Origin of the sequence: Marinobacter flavimaris (assembly GCF_002933295.1) — a bacterium.
Taxonomy (GTDB): domain Bacteria; phylum Pseudomonadota; class Gammaproteobacteria; order Pseudomonadales; family Oleiphilaceae; genus Marinobacter; species Marinobacter flavimaris.
Genome location: NZ_PSSW01000008.1, coordinates 96,424 through 117,045 on the forward strand (window position 1 = coordinate 96,424; position 20,622 = coordinate 117,045).

A 20,622-nucleotide genomic window follows, 5' to 3' on the forward strand; every position below is an offset into this window, starting at 1 on the left:
GCTCCCTGGCACGAGTATTCGGTTTGTCAGACAGGAATTCAAGCCAGATGATCCGGGATTGTGATCAGAATCTTTGATTTTCGGTACTGTTACTAATCAACGCAAAATCGTGGTCGAATACCATGAACTTTTTGGGCATCGCAGGGCCTCAGTTCTACTATGAAAAATCCGTTCAGAAATCGCTTTCGTCGCTGGATTAACCGACGGATTCCGCGGTCCGATGTCCAGAGCTTCAGTCAGAAGAACATATTCATCCTGCCTACTGGTGCGGGACTCGTGTTCGGGCTGTTGCTCGTCATCATGCTTCTCACCGGCATCAATTATCAGAGCAGCCTGATTTATCTGAGTACCTTTCTGCTTGGGGCGGTCTTTGTTGGCGCGATGCATCAGACCCATCGAAATCTGTCCGGCATGGAACTCACGCTGGTTCAGCCAGGAGAGGGCTTTGCCGGTGATGATATTCCGTTTCGATTCCGCCTGAAGGCAGGGCGGGATGACGCCATTGCCATCCTGCTGTCCTGCGAAGAGTCCGGTCTGGCCCCGGTCCACGTCCACTCGGGCCGGTCCCAGGATGTCACGCTTCCGGTTCATTCCGCTCATCGGGGGTATTTGCGGCCCGATCGGGTACGGATTGAAACGCGTTTTCCGTTCGGCCTCCTCAAGGCCTGGTCGTGGGTTCGGCCGGTATCCGCCGGTCTGGTATTCCCAAGGCCGGTTCCAGCTCCTGAGGCGTTCAGCACGGTAGAGGATGGTGAAGAGTCAGCAGAAGCACGATCCGTTGACGGCAATGATCATGCGGATATCCGACCCTGGCGGGAAGGTGATCTCAGCCAGCGGGTGCTCTGGAAGCGGTTCGCACGAACCGGGCAAATGGTGGTGGCAGACTGGGAGGGTGAGCAGGGCAGTCCCTATTGGCTGGATTTCAACGCCTACCCTGGCGCAGACCATGAGTTACGGTTGAGTTACCTGGCGTTTCTGGTCAATGAACGGGGCAAAAGCGGCGTGCGTTTCGGGTTGAATCTTCCCGGGCAGATCATCGAGCCTGATTCGGGGCCGGCGCACGCAGCACGGTGCCTGCGAGCATTGGCGGCCTGGGGTGAGGAGCGGCCCCGGGATACCATGGCCGAGCCCCATGGAACGCGCAGAAAGCCGATAGGAAACTCACCACAGTATGCAGGGGAGGGGCAGGCTTGAGTTTCCTGGACCGCCTTAGAGGCACCCAATCGGAAGAAGCGACAGCGACCAATCTGCCTTCGAGAGCCTTGCTCTGGCTGATTGCCAGTTTTGCGTTGCTGCTGTCGCCCCAGTGGGACCGGTTACCGCTCTGGCTGATTGCGGCCTGCGCAGTGTTGGCCGCCTGGCGCTGGTTGGCGCAATACGGGAAGGTAAGGCTCCCTGGCCGCCTGTTGCGCACGGGCATTATGCTGGTGCTGATCGGCGTCTATGTTGCAACAGTACAGGGGCGGTTCACGGTAGATACCGCAGCTTCGTTCTTCGTGCTGGCGGTAGGTCTCAAGTGGCTGGAGACCCGTTTGGTCAGGGACTTCTACGTTCTTTTTTTCATTCTGGTCTATCTGGCCTCGGTAAATTTTCTGTTCCATCAGGAGATTCTTTGGGCACTGGTCAACTTCACCGGCATAGCGCTGCTGCTGGTCGGGCTGCAAGTACTGAACGCACCGGAACTGCCCGGTGGCATGACTTCAGGCTGGCGCAGGCTGGGTGGAATGTTCCTCAAGACACTGCCAATCGTCGTTCTTTTATTCGTGTTTTTCCCGCGGATGTCGCCGCTGTGGAGTGTGCCGCTGGTGTCCGGTGAGGCCCGGACCGGGATCAGCGACACCATGAGGCCAGGGGATATTTCCAACCTTGCCCAGAGCAGTGAGAGGGCGTTCCGGGTAACCTTTGGCGGCGAGATGCCCGCCTACAGGGACAGATACTGGCGAGGGCTTATTCTCGACTACCTGGATGGAGAAACCTGGCGCCAGGGTCAACAAGAACCATTTCGGGCGCTGGGCCGCGTAGCGGTTGATGGTGGCATAGGAGAGCTTGAGCCAAACCAGTATGACGTGCTGTTGGAACCTACGGATCAGCGCTGGGCATTTGCCCTGGAAAGTTCCCGAGCGGTATCGGATAACGTGTTCGAAGACAGCGCGGATCTCTTCCGTTTCCGGCGGCCGGCTGACAGCCCCGTGCGTTATAGGCTGGCACTCGAGAGCGAAGCTTCTGTTGCCGAAACACAAAACGCTGCGGAACTGCGCCGCTATCTTCAGTTGCCGCAGGAAGGCAATCCCAGAGCGCGAGAATTTGCGCGGGAACTTCGTCGTACGATGGGCGACGAGCAGGTCGTTCGTACCCTGTTGCAGCGTTTTCGAGAACAGGAATACTTTTACACGCTCAGACCTCCTGCCATGCCTGAAGACGGCATTGATTCCCTGCTTTTTGACGAGAAGCGCGGTTTTTGTGCCCACTATGCTGGCGCAACCACCTTCGTGTTGCGCGCTGCCGGTATTCCCTCGCGCGTTGTCGTCGGCTACCAGGGGGGCGAAAACGGGGCGGGAGGCGATTACCTGATTGTGCGTCAGTACGATGCCCATGCCTGGGTTGAGGCCTACGTCGACGGCCGCGGATGGGTGAGAATTGATCCGACGGCCGCCATTGCACCGGATAGGATTGAGTCAGGCCTGAGAGATGCGGTGGCAGAGGAGGGATCCTTCCTTGAAAACAACTGGGCCTCGCCCCAGCGTTATGCGGACGTTGCCCTGGTGCAATGGGCGAGTCTTCAGATGGATCGCATCAACTACCAGTGGCAGCGCTGGGTCGTCGGCTATCAGGGCCAGAGCCAGATGGATCTGATGTCCAGGTTGCCCGGTGGTTTCGGCATGCGCGAATTGGGATACATGACGGCGGGTATCGTTGGTGCCGGCTTGCTAATTGCTGGACTCATTTCCGCGTTGCAAATGCGCCGTGGAGAAAGGCGGGACGCGTTCCGGAGGGTGGTGGATACGTGGCACCGTCTGTGCGCGACTGCAGGCGTGCCTGTCCGTCATGGTGAAACGCCGTCGGTTCTTGCATCAAGGCTGGCAAAAGCTGAACCGGCTGCAGGGGATTCTGCCAGGCTTTTTGCCCGGATGGTGAACAGCCATTACTATAGCGCTGGTAAAGACGACGAGGGCGTTGAGCAGTTGAAGCGAATGCGCCGCTTGCTTGCGACCATGAAGCGCCAACTGCGCAGATCCGGAACCCGCACAGGAAAATCCAGTGACTGATATTGCCCAAGACATGCCCTGGCTGCACCGTGCCTGGCAAACGGTTCAGAGCCGGGTCGCAGAAGACCGACTACCACACGCTCTTATACTCGTTGGTGAGCGTGGTGTGGGTAAGCGGGCCTGGGCAGAGGCTGTCGGCGGGCTGCTGCTGTGCGATCAGCCATTGGGCCGGGAAGCGGGCCAGGCAATTGCCTGTGGCCGCTGTAAACAATGTGAACTTCTGGCCGCCGCCAGCCACCCGGATATCCGGATTTATGCGCCGGAAAAGTCCCGTATGGTCAAGGTGGATCAGGTCAGGGCTCTTTCGTCGTTCGCGGTGGCGTCTCCGCAGGTTGCCCACCATAAGGTGGCGATTATTGACCGGGCGGATCAGTTGAACATCAATGCGGCGAACGCATTGCTCAAGACCCTTGAAGAGCCGCTGCCCGACGTGACCTTGATTCTGTTGCAGGAGAGCGGTCGTCCGGTGTTGCCTACCATCCGGTCCCGATGCCAGACATTGACGGTTCCGGTGCCCGGCAACAGCGAAGCCAACCACTGGCTCGCCAGTAGTGTAAAGAATCTTCCCGAAGATGCACAACCGTCTGCAGATGTTCTGGCCAAAGCTTTGATGCTGGCGGGTAATGCACCCAGATTGGCACTGGACTATGCAACAGGAGATTTCATCGGTTTGCGGGACACGGCCCTAGACCGCTTCAAGGATTTCATGAAGTCCAGGATTCCGGCAGGTGAGGCCGCCAGGGCGTTCAAGTCCATGGGCCTGGAAGATACGCTTTGGTTGTTCGAAACCTGGGCGGCTGATCTGGCACGCTTGATAGTGGGGGGCAGTGCTCGGGACGCCGATGCCGCCGATATGCTCGGATTTCTGGCCAAAACGACGCCCGGCTGGCGGGCCCATGAGTTGCTCGATATGGTAAAGGAATCACGCGCAGCGGGTGTCTACAACGCCAGCCCCGAGCTGGAAGCCAGTCGTCTTCTGATCGCCTGGCAAAAGCTCATGCCGGTGAAACGCCCGGCGGCCTAGCGGATATCCCGGCAGAATTGCGTCTTTGGGGGCAACAACTGCTATGATTCCGGAATGAAAGGGATTTTCGGATCCCGATAACCGTTCAAAACGATCTAAGAGAAAGGTGTCAGTTATGGGGCCAGGTTTTGGTGCGCGCAGTGGCATACTCACCCTGACAATCAAGGATAAAGCAGTGCTCTACGCGGCATACATGCCGTATATCCGCCAGGGTGGTCTGTTCATCCCGACCCAGAAACAGTATCAGCTGGGCGACGAAGTCTTTCTGCTTCTCAACCTCATGGACGAGCCTGAAAAAATTCCGGTCGCCGGCAAGGTAATCTGGATAACGCCCAAAGGTGCCCAGGGCAACCGCGCGGCGGGTATCGGTGTCCAGTTCAACGGCGATGATGAAGCCGCCCGAACCAAGATTGAGTCCTACCTGGCAGGCTCGCTGAGCTCCGATCGCCCCACCCATACAATGTGAAGGCGGAGCCTGGATGAGCGACATGTCGTTTCCCACGAACACCCCCGGAAACCAGGTGAAGGACGGGAGCATTGAAAACCCCGCCCGGTCGTTCCGCGAGTCCGATTGGAAACTCCGGCACATCACCCTGGCCGGTCTTAGCTGGCCTGCCGCTACTGATGCCCACGATACTACACCGATCATAATGCTGCATGGCTGGCTCGATAACAGCCTCACCTTTGTGAAGCTCGCACCGGAGCTGGCGCGACTCGGGCCCGTCTACGCGCTGGACTTCGCCGGGCATGGCCATTCCGGGCACCGCCCAGAGGGGCAGAGTTACCTCTTGATGGACTATGTGGCGGATCTTGCCGAGCTGGTTGAACGCTATTTCCAGGAGACACCGGATGGCAGGATCAACCTGGTCGGGCACTCGCTTGGGGGGATTGTCGGAGCGCTCTACGCGGCCGCCTTTCCGGAGCGAATTCGAAACCTGGTGATGATCGACAGCCTTGGCGCACTGAGCCGTCCGGTTAAGGAAACCATTCCCCAGCTCCGAAAAGCTGTGAAAAAACGCATTGCCGGCTCTGGCCGCCAGGTTGTCTATCCGGATATCGCCACGGCCGCCAAAGCACGGGAGGGCGGGCTGAGTCCGCTCAGCCCCGAGGCCGCGCTGACGCTCATTCCGCGCAATATGAAACCCGAGGGAGAGGGCTACGTCTGGCAGACCGACCCAAGGTTACGGCACCCGTCTCCATTGATGATGACCGAAGAGCAGGTGCTGGCTTCGCTGTCTGCTATTGAAACCCGTGTGCTTTTTGTCAGAGCCGATGCAGGACTTCTTTCGTACAGAAAGGATCGGGATAAACGCGCTGACGCTATCGCCAACCTCCAGATCGTTAACGTGCCGGGAGGTCACCATTGCCATCTGGATGGCGAGACCGGGCCGGCTGCAACAGCCATCAGACAATTCCTGGAAAATGAGTAATCGCTTGCTGAAATTACTGTTCACACGTTTCTTGGTTCCGATCCTCGGATTATTGGCTCTGTCTTCCGGTGTGCAGTCTGCTCCGGAGGATATGCCCGAGGCCTATCAACAGTCGACGCTTGAAGATACGGTCTCGATTCAGTCGTCGGGACACCTGGTATTGTTCAGCCCCGTGCGGGAAGTCAATAACGAGATTCGCTCCGAAACCCTGGCCCGCTTGCCCGTGACTGGGGAAGGGCGCCTGTACCGGATTGCCCGAGACTCAAGTCGCGAGGAAGCGCGGGACCACTACCTCGCTCTATTGCGCGAGAGAAACGCCCAGATTCTGTTCGAGTGCTCCAGTATCCGTTGTGGAAGAAGCAACGTATGGGCGAACCAGATCTTTAATCAGGCGGTTCTCTATGGCCGTGATGCAACCCAGGATTATCTGGTGGCGGGCACCGTTGCCGAGGACGGCGCCCGTTGGCTGACCCTCATTTACACGGTGACTCGCGGCAACCTTCGGGAGTATGTGTGGGTGGAGCACCTGCGGGTCGAATCCGGCGCGACCATTCCCGGCTTTGGCACCATGGCCAACCGCGTTGAAGGGCCGATTATTGTTCCCTGGCAAGGCGGTGTAACCTACCGGTTCGACTGGCAGGCAACGGATCGTAGGCGGGTGAATGATCTGGCCCGTGAAGAGGGTACGGTGGTTGCACTGGTGGGCTATTCTGTATTGGAGACTGATGAGTCCTTCAGTGATGCGATGGAGCGTGCCCGCCTGGCTACCGAATCGTTGTCGGAGGTCCTGTCCAAAACGGGTGTCTCCCGGGCTCAACAGGAGATAATCGTTGTGGGGCCGGCAGGTGTCTTCAGTGATCCAGACAGGCAGGGCGACCGGGTAGAAGTGGTGGTGATCTCGAGGTAATGATTATGGGCACATCAAAGGATGACGATCAGGATCCAAAGGACAAGCCCTCAGAGAAAGATCCGCAGGACAACGTCTCGAAGGTCCTGAGCAGCTCTGATGTCTCCGCTACCCGTGCTCCGGCAAACCCGGAAAAAGGCAAAGACCGGAACAAACCGCGCAAGACCGTGGCTCTGACGCTGGGAAGTGGTGGTGCCAGAGGGTATGCCCACATCGGCGCCATCGAAGTTCTGGTGGAGCGTGGCTACGACATCGTTGCTATCTCCGGCTGTTCCATGGGGGCCCTGATCGGCGGTATGTTCGGAGCCGGCAAGATGCAGGACTACAAGGACTGGGTTACCGGTCTGGGCCAGTTCGATGTCCTCAAGCTCCTGGATGTAACGTTCAATTCCGTGGGCGCTATTCGAGGCGAGAAGATTTTTTCGGTTGTAAGGGAAATGCTGGGAGATACCCGGATCGAAAACCTGCCCATTGCCTTTACGGCCGTGGCGACAGATCTGCTCGCCCACAAGGAAATCTGGTTTCAGGAAGGGCCTCTGGATCAGGCTATCCGCGCTTCGGTGGCGATTCCAAGTGTTGTCACACCTCTCGTTCTCAATGGCAGAGTCCTCGTGGACGGTGCCTTGCTCAATCCTTTGCCAATCATCCCGACCATTTCCTCCCACGCTGACATCATCGTTGCGGTCAATCTCAGTGGCGAGGATGACCGCCGTCGACGGATTCCGGACGCTGCGTTTACTCCGGGCGAGGCTGAAAACACGGATATGGACGAGTGGGTGGATACCATCCGTGAGAAGGCCTCGCGCTGGTTTGACTGGGATGCCCTGAAATCCCTGACTGCCCGGAAGCCGGACAACGGTGACAGCCCGGAAGAAAAGATCAGCCGGGCAGTGCACAAGAAAGAGCATCAAAAGCAGACGGAGAAGAAGCCGGCTTACAAGAAGAGCCAGGAAGAGCACGAAACCATCGACTGGGACAAGCTCGGGATCGGCAAATTCGATGTGATGAACCTCACCATCGAGACCATGCAGAGTGCGCTTGTGCAGTACAAGATCGCGGGCTACCCGCCGGATTTGCTGGTGAATATCCCGAAGAATGCCTGTCGGAGCTACGATTATCACAAGGCCCCGGAATTGATTCAGCTGGGCCGTGAGCGGATGGCTGCTGCGCTGGATCGCTTTGAAGAAAGCCGGAACAGCTCCGGGCCTCTGGCTATCTGAACAATTTGTTGGCGGGGGCGGGCTGCAGTCGAGCGGGTAAACAGCGTATAATCCCGCGCTAACACGCTCTTGCACAGGATGTACGTTAGTGACCAGCCCTATTGACGACCTTCACAGCGTTCGGGATTACCTCCGCTACGCCTCCTCTCGGTTTGCTGCTTCGCCGCTGTTTTTCGGGCATGGCACGGACAATGTCTGGGATGAAGCTGTTCAGCTGGTTATGCGTAGCCTGCACCTTCCCCTTGAAAACAACACTCTGTTCCTGGATGCCCGTCTAACGCGTGAAGAGCGGGAGCTGGTACTGGAAAGAATCGCCCGGCGCGTGGATGAGCGCGTACCTCTGGCGTATCTGCTCGGTGAAGCCTGGTTTATGGGCATGCCCTTTCATGTTGACGAACGGGTGTTGGTACCGCGTTCCCCCATTGGTGAACTGATCGAGAATGGCTTTCAGCCGTGGCTCGGAGACAAGCCGGTGGAACGCATCCTTGATCTTTGCACCGGGAGCGGGTGCATTGGCATTGGTGCGGCATCTGTTTTCGGCGAGGCGGAAGTCGATCTGTCGGACATTTCTCCGGATGCACTTGAAGTGGCCGAATCCAATATCGACCTGCACGGAGTCCGCGAGCGGGTCCGTACCGTACAATCCGATGTCTTTGACAATATTGAAGGTCGCTACGACGTGATCGTTAGCAACCCGCCCTATGTGGATGCAGACGATCTCTCCAGCATGCCGGATGAGTACCGCCACGAACCTGAGCTGGGCCTTGCCGCCGGTAAAGACGGGCTCGACATCGCTCACAGAATCATTGCCAAAGCGGCCGAACATCTTACTCCTGGTGGACTACTGGTCGTGGAAGTCGGTAACAGCTGGGTTGCAATGGATGAGGCGTATCCGGATCTGCCACTGACCTGGCTGGAGTTCGAGAATGGGGGCGATGGCGTCTTTCTGATCACCGAGACGGACCTGCGTCAGTGGCAGGCTTCCAGTTAAACTGAATTCTCATAAAAGCTGAACAAGATACTGAATTATGTCGGGAAACTCTTTCGGAAAACTGTTTACGGTTACCTCATTCGGCGAGAGCCACGGGCCTGCGCTGGGGTGCATCATTGATGGCTGCCCTCCGGGACTTGAGCTTTCGGAAGCGGACATGCAGCGGGACCTGGATCGCCGAAAGCCAGGAACATCCCGGCACACAACCCAGCGTCGTGAAGCCGACGAGGTGAGAATTCTGTCAGGCGTTTTCGAGGGTAAGACCACCGGAACGCCGATTGGCCTGCTGATTGAAAACACCGATCAGCGGTCCAAGGATTACTCAAAGATCTCCGAGCAGTTTCGGCCGGCTCACGCTGATTACACCTACATGCACAAGTATGGTGTTCGCGACTATCGCGGCGGTGGTCGTTCGTCTGCCCGTGAGACCGCTATGCGGGTTGCTGCGGGTGCTGTTGCGAGAAAATTCCTTGAGCAGCGCCTGGGTATCCGGATTCGCGGCTATCTGTCGCAGCTGGGGCCCATCAAGGCCGAGAAACTGGATTGGGATCAGGTTCACCAGAACCCGTTCTTCTGCCCGGATGCGGACAAGGTTCCCGAGATGGAAGCTTATATGGATGCCCTGCGCAAGGAGGGGGATTCCATCGGTGCCCGGATCAACGTGGTTGCCGACGGTGTGCCACCGGGTCTCGGCGAGCCGATCTTTGACCGCCTGGATGCGGACCTTGCCCATGCACTGATGAGCATCAATGCGGTGAAGGGCGTCGAGATTGGCGCCGGTTTCGACTGCATTGACCAGAAGGGTACCGAGCATCGTGACGAGATGACGCCGGAAGGGTTCCTTTCTAATAATGCCGGTGGTGTGCTTGGAGGTATTTCCTCAGGGCAACCGATCGTGGCCAGTATCGCATTGAAGCCCACGTCGAGTTTGCGTTTGTCGGGCCGGAGCATTGATGTGAACGGCGATCCCTGTGAGGTGATTACCACCGGCCGTCACGATCCATGTGTCGGCATCCGGGCGACACCTATTGCTGAGGCGATGATGGCCATTGTGTTGATGGACCATTACCTGCGGCATCGTGGGCAGAATGCGGATGTTTCTGTTTCTACGCCGGTGATTGGGCAGCTCTGATTTTGTTTGTCAGGCTTGGTGAAGCTGCTTTGGCGGCACTCACTGCCCAAAAAACGCCCGTGAATACTTCCCTGTAGGGCTTGGTCGCGCCATCCTTGGAGCTCCACATTTTTGGGCAGTGAGTGCCGCCAAAACAGCCGGACTTGCGGGGTATTTCTATCTACTGGCGCCTCTCTAACCTCTATTTCTGGTTCTTCGCCCTCCTTGGCGGGCTCTTGCCGTATTGGTCCCTCTACCTTGCGGGCCAGGGCTTTTCCTACCTCCAGATCGCCACCCTCATGGCGACGATCCAGCTCACCAAAATCATTGCGCCCAGCGTCTGGGGTTGGCTCGGCGACAAGACCGGCCAACGGGTTCGTCTGGTCCGGTTCGGCGCCATCATCGGCTCGCTGTTCTTCGCCGGTGTGTTCATGGAACCGGGGTTCTATGGCCTGCTGCTGGTCATGCTGGCGTTCACGTTTTTCTGGAATGCGATCTTGCCGCTGTATGAGGTGATCACGCTTCGAACCCTGGGCGAGCAGAAAGAGAAATACGGGCGGGTTCGGCTCTGGGGCTCGGTGGGGTTCATCGGAGCGGTTGCGCTGGTTGGCGGTTTGCTGGAACTGGTGCCGATTCAGAATCTCCCGTGGTTGTTGCTTCCGGTGTTTGCGGGCATTGCCGTATCCGCATTTTTGGTGCCTGCGGAGCGAGGTGAGCGAAAGCCGCCGGCTCCGAAAGGCAGTTTAAAGGCCATCGTCACGCACCCGGCAGTGGTGACGTTTTTTCTGATGAATTTCCTGCTGCAGGTTTCGCACGGAGCTTATTACACGTTCTTCAGTATCCATCTGGAGCAGCACGGCTACGGCAAGCTGTCGATTGGTTTGCTGTGGTCGCTGGGTGTTTTTGCGGAGATCGCACTGTTTCTGGTGATGCACCGTTTAACGCGCAATTTCACGGTTCGTCAGATTGCGATCGGCGCGCTTACGCTCACCATGATTCGATGGGTACTGATCGCAGAGCTGACGGATGTTGTCCTCGTGCTGCTGTTCGCCCAGCTGCTTCATGCAGCATCTTACGGTGCGCTGCATGCAATCTCTGTCCAATACATCCAGGGCTTTTTTGGCAAACACCATCATGGGCAGGGCCAGGCCCTCTACAGCGGCCTCACCTTCGGTGCTGGCGGTGCGCTTGGGGCCTGGTTGTCGGGCTTCCTGGTGGATGGGTTCAGTACCTCGGCGGCTTTCTGGGGTGGTGCTGCCGCCATGGCAGTCGCAATCGTGATCACCTGGCGAGGCCTTCGGCCGCCGCCAGCCCATGGCGAGGGGTAAAGCTCAGGCGCTTTCTTCTTCCTGCACGATGGTGAGTAACGCATTGGCGGCGTTGCTGAGCTGCCGCCCGGATAACCCGATCCCCCCGAGGACACGAGAAACCGGCTTGCCCACATCCAGTACCGTAAGGCTGTCGTCAATCATGCGCAGGGGCAGCACACTCCAGCCCAGGCCCACACTGGTCATCATCTTGATGGTTTCCAGGTAGTTGGTTGGCATTTGCGGGTTCAGGTGCAGATTCGCCTCCAGAAACAACCGGCTCACAACCCGATAGGTTGCGGTGCTGGTGTCGGGCAATAGTGCCGGGTGGTCTGCTAGGTCCGTAAGCCTCGGATTTTCGAGTGACGCCAGGGGGTGCTCGGCGCCGGCCACAAACACCATCTGGTCCGGCCATTGGGCAAACACATGAAAGCTCGGTTCCATGCTGTCACTCAGCGTCACGAATGCCAGCTCTGCATTCCGTTTCCGCATTTGCTCGTAGGCGGCATCGGACTCCATGAATTGCAGGTTGATGGACACCTGAGGGTATTCCCGTTTGAACCGTCGCAGCCAATTCGGCAAATGATGCAGACCGATGTGATGGCTGGCGATAATTTGCAGCTCGCCCTCGACTTGCCCAGAGTCCGGCGACAAGGCCACCCGGGCGTTGTGAATTTCATCGAGGATCCGACGCGCATGGGGAAGCAAACGACTGCCGGCATCAGTCAGACGAATCTGGCGGTGGCTACGATCGATCAGGCTGGTGCCAAGCTGGTTTTCCAGTGCGGCCAGGCGTTTCGAGATGGCCGGCTGTGTCAGGTGCAGGATTTCCGCGGCTTCTGAGAAGGAGCCCTGATCGACAATGGTCAAAAATGCCTTTAATGCGTTTGAGTCCATATCTGTGTTCCCGGATTTCGAAATATGGTGCAGGTCCCGGCTTGGAACAGCATTTTCAAAACACGCCAACAAGCACGTCCATGTGGGCTCGAATCGGGCCATCCCTGGCCCTCTACGGTTTTGAAAACGCTGCTCCAACCCGCTCCCCAGAGTGTGGCCAATATCCGCAGCGCATGGGGAGTATGGAGGGATGAGCCTCCCAAAACCGTGGAGCGCCAGGGATGGCGCGACCGAGCCCTACATGGATGTATTTACGGGCGTGTTTTGGGAGGCTTATCCCTTCATGCGACCTTCTCAGAATCTTAAAGTATTACCATAAGGCATGCGATAGATAAAAAACATGAATTGAGGTTATCCGGTCGCAGGCGGTAAGATACCGTTATCAAACGTCAGAACCAAAAACCCCCAGAGAGTGAGAGAGAACCATGGCGGGCAAAACCTTATACGACAAATTGTGGGACGATCATCTCGTCAAACAGCGCGACGACGGCTCCGCGTTGATTTATATCGATCGTCAGTTACTGCACGAAGTGACATCACCCCAGGCTTTTGAAGGTCTGCGTCTGGCGGGGCGGAAGCCGTGGCGGATTGATGCCAACATTGCGACGCCGGACCATAACGTGCCTACCACGGATCGTGATCGTGGTGTCGAAGGTATTGTTGACCCGGTTTCCCGGATCCAGGTGGAAACACTGGACAAGAACTGCGACGAGTTCGGGATTCTTGAGTTCAAGATCAAGGATCAACGTCAGGGCATCGTGCACGTTATCGGGCCCGAGCAGGGCGCAACGTTGCCGGGCATGAGTATTGTTTGTGGGGATTCCCATACATCCACCCACGGTGCCTTCGGTTGCCTGGCTCATGGTATTGGCACCAGTGAAGTTGAACATGTGCTGGCCACCCAGTGTCTGGTGCAGCAGAAAATGAAAAACATGTTGGTGAAGGTCAATGGCAAACTGGGGCCGGGCGTTACCGGCAAGGATGTTGTGCTGGCCATCATTGGCAAGATCGGGACTGCCGGTGGTACCGGGCACGCCATTGAGTTTGGGGGCGAAGCCATCCAGGGCCTAAGCATGGAAGGGCGGATGACTATCTGCAACATGTCCATCGAAGCCGGTGCGCGGGTTGGTATGGTAGCGGTTGATGACACCACCATCGAATACGTTCGCAATCGTCCGTTTGGGCCCAAGGGCGGGCAGTGGGATGCTGCAGTTGAATACTGGCGCACCTTGCATAGCGATAGCGATGCAGTCTTCGACAAGGTTGTTGAGCTCGAAGGCTCGGAAATCCAGCCGCAGGTGAGCTGGGGTACGTCGCCTGAAATGGTGGCCGGAATTGATGGCAAGGTGCCCGATCCGGAACAGGAAGCCGATCCGATCAAGCGTGAAGGCATTGTTCGCGCTCTCAAGTACATGGGTTTGCAGCCCAATATGGCGATTACCGATATCAAGCTGGATCGTGTGTTCATTGGCTCCTGTACCAACAGCCGGATTGAGGACCTGCGCGAGGCCGCGGCCGTGGTGAAAGGGCGGAAGGTGTCGCCGATTCTGAAGCAGGCCATGGTGGTTCCCGGTTCCGGTCTGGTGAAAGCCCAGGCGGAGCAGGAAGGTCTGGACAAGATCTTTATCGAAGCCGGTCTTGAGTGGCGCGACCCGGGCTGTTCGATGTGTCTGGCCATGAACGCCGACAAGCTGGGGCAGGGGGAGCACTGTGCTTCCACGTCGAACCGGAACTTCGAGGGCCGTCAGGGCTTTGGCGGGCGTACCCATCTGGTGAGCCCGGCCATGGCTGCTGCTGCCGCAGTGACCGGTCATTTCGTTGATGTCCGTGAGCTGATGAACTGATCCACAGGAGAGAACCATGCGCGCATTGAAGCAACACCAGGGCGTTGTCGCCCCCATGGACCGTTCCAACGTGGATACGGACATGATTATTCCAAAGCAGTTTCTGAAGTCCATCAAGCGCACGGGTTTCGGCCCGAACCTGTTTGATGAGTTGCGGTATATGGATGAAGGCAAACCGGATCAGGATTGTTCCACCCGTCCGATTAATCCGGATTTTGTCCTGAATCAGGACCGCTACAAGAACGCCAGTGTATTGTTGGCGCGACGTAACTTTGGCTGTGGTTCAAGCCGGGAGCACGCACCCTGGGCTCTGGAGGATTTCGGGTTCCGGGTAATTATTGCTCCGAGTTTTGCCGATATTTTCTATAATAACTGCTTTAAGAATGGGTTGTTACCCATTGTTCTTCCTGAGGAAATTGTCGATCGTTTATTCCGGGAAGTGGAGCAGAGTGAAGGCTATCAGTTGGCAGTCGACCTGGAAGCCAGGACTGTAACTACCCCATCCGGCGAAACCTTTACCTTTGAGGTGGATGATTTCCGTCGTCATTGCCTGCTGAACGGCCTGGATGATATTGGCGTGACGCTGGAAGATGCTGAGCTGATCCGGTCTTACGAAGATAGCCGCCGTAAAACTGCGCCCTGGCTGTTTGGTGCTGAGGGGTAATAGGCAGTCCGATTACGCTGGCTCTAATTCGACCTAAAGGAATGGAACAAGGAAAAAACATGCCCAGAACTATCCTGATGCTTCCCGGCGACGGTATCGGTCCGGAAATTGTCGCTGAAGCGGAAAAAGTGCTCAACAAGATCAATGATCAGTTCAATCTCGGCCTGAATTTCGAGTCCGGCCTCGTGGGCGGTGCGGCGATTGATGAAACCGACACACCGCTGCCAGATGAAACCCTCGAAAAGGCCACCAGAGCCGACGCGATCCTTCTGGGTGCCGTGGGCGGTCCTCAGTGGGACAGTCTGCCGATGGCCAAGCGCCCGGAGAAGGGGTTGCTGGGGTTGCGCTCTAACCTGGAGCTGTTTGCAAACCTGCGCCCGGCAATTCTTTATCCGCAACTGGCGTCCGCCTCTTCTCTGAAGCCGGAAGTTGTTTCCGGGCTGGATATCATGATTGTCCGTGAACTGACTGGCGGCATCTATTTTGGTCAGCCGCGCGGTGTGCGCGAACTTGAGAGCGGAGAGCGCCAGGGTTACAACACCTACGCCTACACAGAATCGGAAATTCGTCGTATCGGGCGGGTGGCTTTTGAGGCCGCGCAGCAGCGGGGCAAAAAGCTGTGCTCCGTGGACAAAGCCAACGTGCTGGAAGTGACTGTTCTATGGCGGGAAATCATGAACGATCTTCGCCGGGAATATCCGGACGTGGAGCTGTCTCATATGTACGTGGACAATGCCGCCATGCAGCTGGTCCGAGCACCCAAGCAGTTTGACGTGATTGTGACTGGCAACATGTTTGGTGATATTCTTTCGGACGAAGCGGCTATGCTCACCGGCTCGATCGGCATGTTGCCATCGGCGTCGCTGAACTCCGAAAAGCAGGGCATGTATGAGCCCTGCCACGGGTCTGCGCCGGATATTGCCGGGCAGGGCATTGCCAATCCGCTGGCCACCATCCTCAGTGCTGCCATGATGCTGCGGTACAGTCTGAATGAGGAAAAAGCTGCTGAAGCCATTGAAGCGGCGGTCAGCAAGGTCCTGGATCAGGGTCTGCGAACAGCGGACATCATGTCTGAGGGCGCAAAGAAAGTGTCCACCCGGGAAATGGGGGAGGCGGTTCTGGCTGCGCTGTAAAGAGGCCAGGCCCTGACAGGCGTATTTGAGACCCGACGGCAACGCGATGCAGTTGCCGCGGGATCACCCATCCTGTCCCTGCCAGCGATAAAGGCATGGGGCGGGCATAAAACGAGGTCTGAAGATCGCACATGAAGCGAGTTGGACTTGTAGGTTGGCGTGGCATGGTGGGCTCGGTCCTCATGCAACGCATGCGTGAAGAAAACGATTTCGCCGATATCGAACCGGTGTTTTTCACCACATCCCAGGCTGGCAAGCCTGCGCCGGACGTGGGAAAAGACGACGTTCCTCCTCTGCAGGACGCGTTTGACGTCGAGATTCTGAAAACCATGGATGTCATCGTGACCTGTCAGGGTGGCGACTACACCGGCGCGGTTTATCAGAAGCTCCGTGACGCGGGCTGGGAAGGTTACTGGATTGATGCAGCCTCCACCCTGCGGATGGTCGACCACTCGGTGATTGTTCTGGATCCGGTCAACCGAAACGTGATTGATGCTGCGCTTGAGAAAGGCGTCAAGGACTACATCGGTGGTAACTGCACCGTGAGCCTTATGATGCTGGCTTTGGGTGGCCTGCTTGAACAGGATCTGATCGAGTGGGTGTCGCCCATGACTTATCAGGCGGCTTCCGGTTCTGGCGCTCAGAACATGCGCGAGCTGCTGAACCAGATGGGCGAGCTCAACAAGAGCGTCAAGTCTGAGCTGGACGATCCTTCCTCCGCGATTCTGGAGATTGACCGCAAGGTAACCGAAACCATGCGTTCGGACGGCTTCCCGACCGAGCACTTCCAGGTGCCCCTGGCCGGCAGTCTGATCCCGTTCATCGACAAGCAGCTCGACAACGGCATGAGTAAGGAAGAGTGGAAGGCGGGGGTCGAGACCAACAAAATTCTCGGGCGCTCCGATAACCCGATTCCCATCGACGGCATCTGTGTGCGGATTGGCGCAATGCGCTCCCACAGTCAGGCGCTGACTATCAAGCTGAAGAAGGATCTCCCGGTTTCTGAAATCGAGTCGATCCTTGCGAAAGCGAATGACTGGGTGAAAGTGATTCCCAATGACCGTGATGCGACCATTGAGGAACTGACTCCAGCGAAGGTGACCGGTACCTTGAGCGTGCCGATCGGCCGTATCCGCAAGCTGACCATGGGGCCGGAATATATTTCCGCGTTTACGGTGGGTGACCAGCTCCTGTGGGGTGCCGCTGAGCCGCTGCGCCGTATGCTCCGGATCCTTCAGGAGCGTTAAAAATTGTTACACAGAGGCAATAAATGCCAACTGTGTCCGGTTTCGATAAACCGGTGAGGGGGCGGAGGCTGATTTCAGCCTCCGCCCCTGTTATTTTCAAGAGCGCTAGGTAGTTCCGCGTGATTGATAAAAAAATGGTACAAGGATTGCGGCTGATTGATTGATAAAAGAGGTTTTATCAACAATACTTGCCGGACTGAAAATTAAAAAGAACACATAATAACGAGAATTATCAAGACGAAAGTCATCCAACCTCGTCCGATTCTGTTTGAAAAAGAGCAGTAACGAATAACGGAGACTGGAAAGGAAAAAGCATGAAGGTACGCAAGCTTGCGGTTGCCCTGGCTCTGGCGGGAGGGCTCGGATCCGGCGTCGCACAGGCCCTGGGGCTGGGTGAAATAGAACTTCAGTCCTATCTGAACGAGCCACTGGACGCAGAGATTGTTCTGCCCCAAAGCCGTGGCGTCAATCCAGCGGACGTGTTCGTCAATATTGCCTCGGAACAGGCATATGAGCGGGTGGGGCTGGATCGCAACCAGTTTCTCAGTAAGCTCAGGTTCCAGGTGGTCACCGGTAATGATGGCAGTCTCATTGTCAATGTGTCCTCCCGTGAACCTCTGAGGGAACCGTACCTCAACTTCCTGCTTGAGTTGACCTGGCCAAACGGCCGGTTAATGCGGGAATACGCCGTTCTGGTGGATCCACCTGTATACGCGGAAGAGTCCGGCGTGCAGGAGCAGGTCAGCACTCCAACAGTCTCCACGTCCCAGGCAACCAGCCAGCAGACGACCACTCGCAGTGCCGAATCAGTTCGTCGCCAGGCTCAGGCCGAGCGGTCGCTGGGTTCCGGATATCAGGCTGATACATTCGGGCCCACCGGAGCTTCAGACACATTGTGGACCATCGCGTCTCAAGTGCGTCCAGACAACAGTGTCTCTATGCAGCAGGTCATGCTAGCAATCCAGGACCTGAACCCGAACGCATTCATTGGCAATAACATCAATCGACTGAAGCGCGGTGAAGTGCTGCGTGTCCCGTCTTTGGACCAGATCCAGAGTCGAACTCGCGCTGAAGCTACTCGCGTGGTTGCCCAGCAGAATCAGGAATTCCAGACTCCCCAGCGCACAGTCGATGCAACCGCCGAGCAGCAGGCAGCGTCCGCGCCCCAACAGCAGGCTGGCGCCGGAGGTGATGAACTCAAACTCGTGGTGTCCGAGGACGCCGGCAGTGAGGGCAGCGAAAGTGGCTCCGCGGGCGGTGACAGCGAACTGCCGGGCGGCGTTGATGCCGGCACAGCGGTCGCGATGGAAGAGCTCGAAAGCGCTCGCCGGGAGAACGATGAGCTGAACAGTCGTGTTGAGGACCTGCAGGACCAGGTGCAGACTCTGCAGCGCCTGCTTGAGCTCAAGAATACCCAGCTTGCTGAAATGCAGCAGACTGCTGGTGATGAAACGGCAGAGCAGACCGCACCCGTTGAAAGTCCGGCTGCCGATGACGGAGCAGCGGAATCTGTCGCCATGGACGAGGCCGTTGAAGGTGATACGGCACCCGTCGATTCGGACATGATGGACGGTGAAGCTGGGGATGCGGAAGCTGCGGGTGAATCAGGCGACATGGCCGAGTCCGAGGCTATGGTCGATGAAACTGACGAAATGGCCGGTTCCGATCAGGCAACCGATGATCAGATGGGTGCCGATGCCGGTGACGCATCAGAACAGGCTGAAATGTCTGGAGCGGATGAGCCCGCGGTTGCGGCTACCGATGATGCGGTTGAAGCAACTGAGGCGGCGGAGCCAGCCCCGACACAAACAGAGCAATCTGCAGAGCCTGCGCCCAAGCCTGCTCAACAGGCTCCGGCTGCCGATAAAGGTTTCCCCGGTAACGTTATTGATGCCATAACTGGTAATCCGATGTATCAGATTGCCCTTGGTGGCGGTCTGATCGTTCTCCTGTTGCTTCTCCTGCTGCTTGCCCGCCGCAATGCAAACCGGGAAAAGGCGTTTTACGAACAGCTGAACAATGAAACCGACGAAGAAACGGATTCCTTCGATCTGAGCCTGGATGAAGAGGATCAGCAATCTGCGGCGGGCGACGCCCTGGCCGAGGCTGACTCTTACATTGCCTATGGCCAGCATGATCGGGCTGCCCAAGCTCTGGAAACCGCAATTTCCCGTGAGCCCAGTCGCACCGATCTGCGCCTGAAGCTGCTGGGTGTCTACGCAGATACCCAGGATCGCGACTCTTTCGAAAAACAATTCGGAGAGGTCGAGGCTCTGGACGATGAAGAAGCGCTGACCACTGCGAACGAGCTGCGCGCGCGGCTGGAAGAGGCGGAGTCGATGCCCAGCATCGATGACCTTGAATCTCAGTTGCGTTCCGATTCGTTCGCTACGTCCTATGATTCTGACGAAACCGGTGATGAGTCCATTGAGAAGCAGGACAAGCCTGAATCTGAAGAACTTCTCGCCGATCAGTTTGATGCTGAGAAAGAAGAGCCGGCCGAGAACGAGTTTGGCGACTTTGATTCGGACCTTTCAGAGACTGACCTGTCTGATTTCGAGCTTGATGAGCTTGACGAATCCGAGGCCAGCAAGGAGGACGCATCCGGCGAGGGCAAAGAAGAAAGCCGTGACGATATGATCGAATACGATCTGTCGGGCCTGGAGCTGGAATCGGACGAAGAAAAGCCTTTGACCGAAGACACCTCCGAGCTTGAGGAGTCCACAGACTGGGATCTGTCTTCGGAATTCGAAGAGGACTCTGACAAGCCATCCGGCGCAGAGCAGGGGCTCGACGATTCTGATGACGACCTGAGCCTTGATCTGGAAGAGGGTGATCTGGACGAAGGAGACCTGGCGGAGGAGCTGCCAGACGAAAGGCCGAAAACCACCTCCGAGGAAGGCTCTGAGCAGAGTGCTGATACTGACGGCGAATCGGATATTGATTCGCTGGACGAGTCATTCCTGGATGAGCTCGATGCTGAACTGGACAAGGTAGCCGGTGAAGAAGACGAGCTTGGTGGCAGTGAGATGGAAGAATCTTCGCTGGACGACCTGGAACTGGACGTCTCCGATGAAGACCTGGCCCTGATGGAAGAGTTTTCCGATTCTGCCGATTCAGCCAACCCCGAGGAGAGCGAAGAGGCGTCACTTGATGAAGAGCTTGGTCTTGAGGACACACTCGGTGAGGGCGATGCAGAGGAAGCGGATCCTGAACAGACGGTTGAAGATGCCGAGGATCTCGAGCAACTGGGTGTAACTGATGAGCTCGAAGACTCGGAGACACCTGAAAGTGATCTTGATCTCCCGGTTGCGTCTGATGAGGTTTCCGATGAGTCGCGCAAATCGCAGGTTGCGGACATTGATGAAAGCGAACTCGGTGACGAGGACGATTTCGACTTCCTGGCCGGAACCGATGAGGCCGCTACCAAACTGGATCTCGCGCGGGCCTACATCGAGATGGGTGATGCCGACGGAGCTCGCGACATCCTGGAAGAAGTCTCCCTTGAAGGAAACGAAGACCAGAAAGCAGAGGCGCAAGACCTCCTTAAAAATCTGTCCTGATCCGTTATAATCGGGTCT

General features: G+C 57.2%; 16 protein-coding genes. 15 read left to right on the forward strand and 1 reads right to left on the reverse strand.

Annotated features, from left to right (window positions below; all coding sequences use genetic code 11):
- The first annotated feature begins 159 nt into the window (after window positions 1–159).
- The 10 genes from MDHKLMBL_RS14765 to MDHKLMBL_RS14810 all read left to right on the forward strand — a co-directional run bounded on the left by MDHKLMBL_RS14765 (window position 160) and on the right by MDHKLMBL_RS14810 (window position 11,277).
- Complete coding sequence (locus tag MDHKLMBL_RS14765; RefSeq protein WP_104271209.1) at window positions 160–1,194, forward strand: DUF58 domain-containing protein; 1,035 nt, start codon at window positions 160–162, stop codon at window positions 1,192–1,194.
- On the forward strand, window positions 1,191–3,266 hold the full coding sequence (locus MDHKLMBL_RS14770; RefSeq protein WP_104271211.1) for a transglutaminase TgpA family protein: 2,076 nt from the start codon (window positions 1,191–1,193) through the stop codon (window positions 3,264–3,266). Before MDHKLMBL_RS14765 ends, MDHKLMBL_RS14770 begins: the two co-directional genes overlap by 4 nt.
- Window positions 3,259–4,290: a DNA polymerase III delta subunit-related protein gene (locus MDHKLMBL_RS14775; protein WP_104271213.1), complete on the forward strand. Its 1,032-nt coding sequence runs from the start codon at window positions 3,259–3,261 to the stop codon at window positions 4,288–4,290. Before MDHKLMBL_RS14770 ends, MDHKLMBL_RS14775 begins: the two co-directional genes overlap by 8 nt.
- 115 nt (window positions 4,291–4,405) lie before the next feature.
- Window positions 4,406–4,756, forward strand: coding sequence for a PilZ domain-containing protein (locus MDHKLMBL_RS14780; RefSeq protein WP_092032454.1), 351 nt, complete (start codon window positions 4,406–4,408; stop codon window positions 4,754–4,756).
- Window positions 4,757–4,769: 13 nt separating this feature from the next.
- Window positions 4,770–5,720, forward strand: coding sequence for an alpha/beta fold hydrolase (locus tag MDHKLMBL_RS14785; protein WP_104271215.1), 951 nt, complete (start codon window positions 4,770–4,772; stop codon window positions 5,718–5,720).
- Window positions 5,713–6,627 carry a DUF4892 domain-containing protein gene (locus MDHKLMBL_RS14790; RefSeq protein ID WP_104271217.1) on the forward strand — a complete coding sequence of 305 codons (915 nt, stop codon included), beginning with the start codon at window positions 5,713–5,715 and terminating at the stop codon, window positions 6,625–6,627. The genes MDHKLMBL_RS14785 and MDHKLMBL_RS14790 overlap by 8 nt, the downstream gene beginning before the upstream one ends.
- 5 nt (window positions 6,628–6,632) lie before the next feature.
- Window positions 6,633–7,847: a patatin-like phospholipase family protein gene (locus MDHKLMBL_RS14795; RefSeq protein WP_039881905.1), complete on the forward strand. Its 1,215-nt coding sequence runs from the start codon at window positions 6,633–6,635 to the stop codon at window positions 7,845–7,847.
- A gap of 88 nt (window positions 7,848–7,935) precedes the next feature.
- Window positions 7,936–8,838 carry a 50S ribosomal protein L3 N(5)-glutamine methyltransferase gene (gene prmB, locus MDHKLMBL_RS14800; protein WP_104271219.1) on the forward strand — a complete coding sequence of 301 codons (903 nt, stop codon included), beginning with the start codon at window positions 7,936–7,938 and terminating at the stop codon, window positions 8,836–8,838.
- Between the two features lie 37 nt (window positions 8,839–8,875).
- The gene (aroC, locus tag MDHKLMBL_RS14805) at window positions 8,876–9,970 is read left to right on the forward strand and encodes a chorismate synthase (RefSeq protein ID WP_014577195.1); all 1,095 of its coding nucleotides are present in this window, start codon (window positions 8,876–8,878) and stop codon (window positions 9,968–9,970) included.
- A 122-nt stretch (window positions 9,971–10,092) separates the two neighbouring features.
- The gene (locus MDHKLMBL_RS14810) at window positions 10,093–11,277 is read left to right on the forward strand and encodes an MFS transporter (protein WP_241956251.1); all 1,185 of its coding nucleotides are present in this window, start codon (window positions 10,093–10,095) and stop codon (window positions 11,275–11,277) included.
- Between the two features lie 3 nt (window positions 11,278–11,280).
- Here the strand turns inward: MDHKLMBL_RS14810 and MDHKLMBL_RS14815 are convergent, their stop codons facing one another.
- Window positions 11,281–12,153 carry a LysR family transcriptional regulator gene (locus MDHKLMBL_RS14815; RefSeq protein WP_104271221.1) on the reverse strand — a complete coding sequence of 291 codons (873 nt, stop codon included), beginning with the start codon at window positions 12,151–12,153 and terminating at the stop codon, window positions 11,281–11,283.
- A gap of 425 nt (window positions 12,154–12,578) precedes the next feature.
- Between MDHKLMBL_RS14815 and leuC the strand changes: the two genes are divergently transcribed.
- From leuC to MDHKLMBL_RS14840, 5 genes are all read left to right on the forward strand, one after another.
- Window positions 12,579–13,997 (forward strand): 3-isopropylmalate dehydratase large subunit, encoded by a 1,419-nt coding sequence (gene leuC / locus MDHKLMBL_RS14820; protein WP_104271223.1) that lies wholly within the window; start codon window positions 12,579–12,581, stop codon window positions 13,995–13,997.
- Window positions 13,998–14,013: 16 nt separating this feature from the next.
- Window positions 14,014–14,661 (forward strand): 3-isopropylmalate dehydratase small subunit, encoded by a 648-nt coding sequence (leuD, locus tag MDHKLMBL_RS14825; RefSeq protein WP_104271225.1) that lies wholly within the window; start codon window positions 14,014–14,016, stop codon window positions 14,659–14,661.
- A 59-nt stretch (window positions 14,662–14,720) separates the two neighbouring features.
- On the forward strand, window positions 14,721–15,794 hold the full coding sequence (gene leuB / locus MDHKLMBL_RS14830) for a 3-isopropylmalate dehydrogenase (RefSeq protein WP_104271227.1): 1,074 nt from the start codon (window positions 14,721–14,723) through the stop codon (window positions 15,792–15,794).
- 131 nt (window positions 15,795–15,925) lie between these two features.
- Window positions 15,926–17,041: an aspartate-semialdehyde dehydrogenase gene (gene asd / locus MDHKLMBL_RS14835; protein WP_104271229.1), complete on the forward strand. Its 1,116-nt coding sequence runs from the start codon at window positions 15,926–15,928 to the stop codon at window positions 17,039–17,041.
- Window positions 17,042–17,355: 314 nt separating this feature from the next.
- Window positions 17,356–20,604 (forward strand): FimV/HubP family polar landmark protein, encoded by a 3,249-nt coding sequence (locus tag MDHKLMBL_RS14840; protein ID WP_104271231.1) that lies wholly within the window; start codon window positions 17,356–17,358, stop codon window positions 20,602–20,604.
- The last annotated feature ends 18 nt before the right edge of the window (window positions 20,605–20,622 follow it).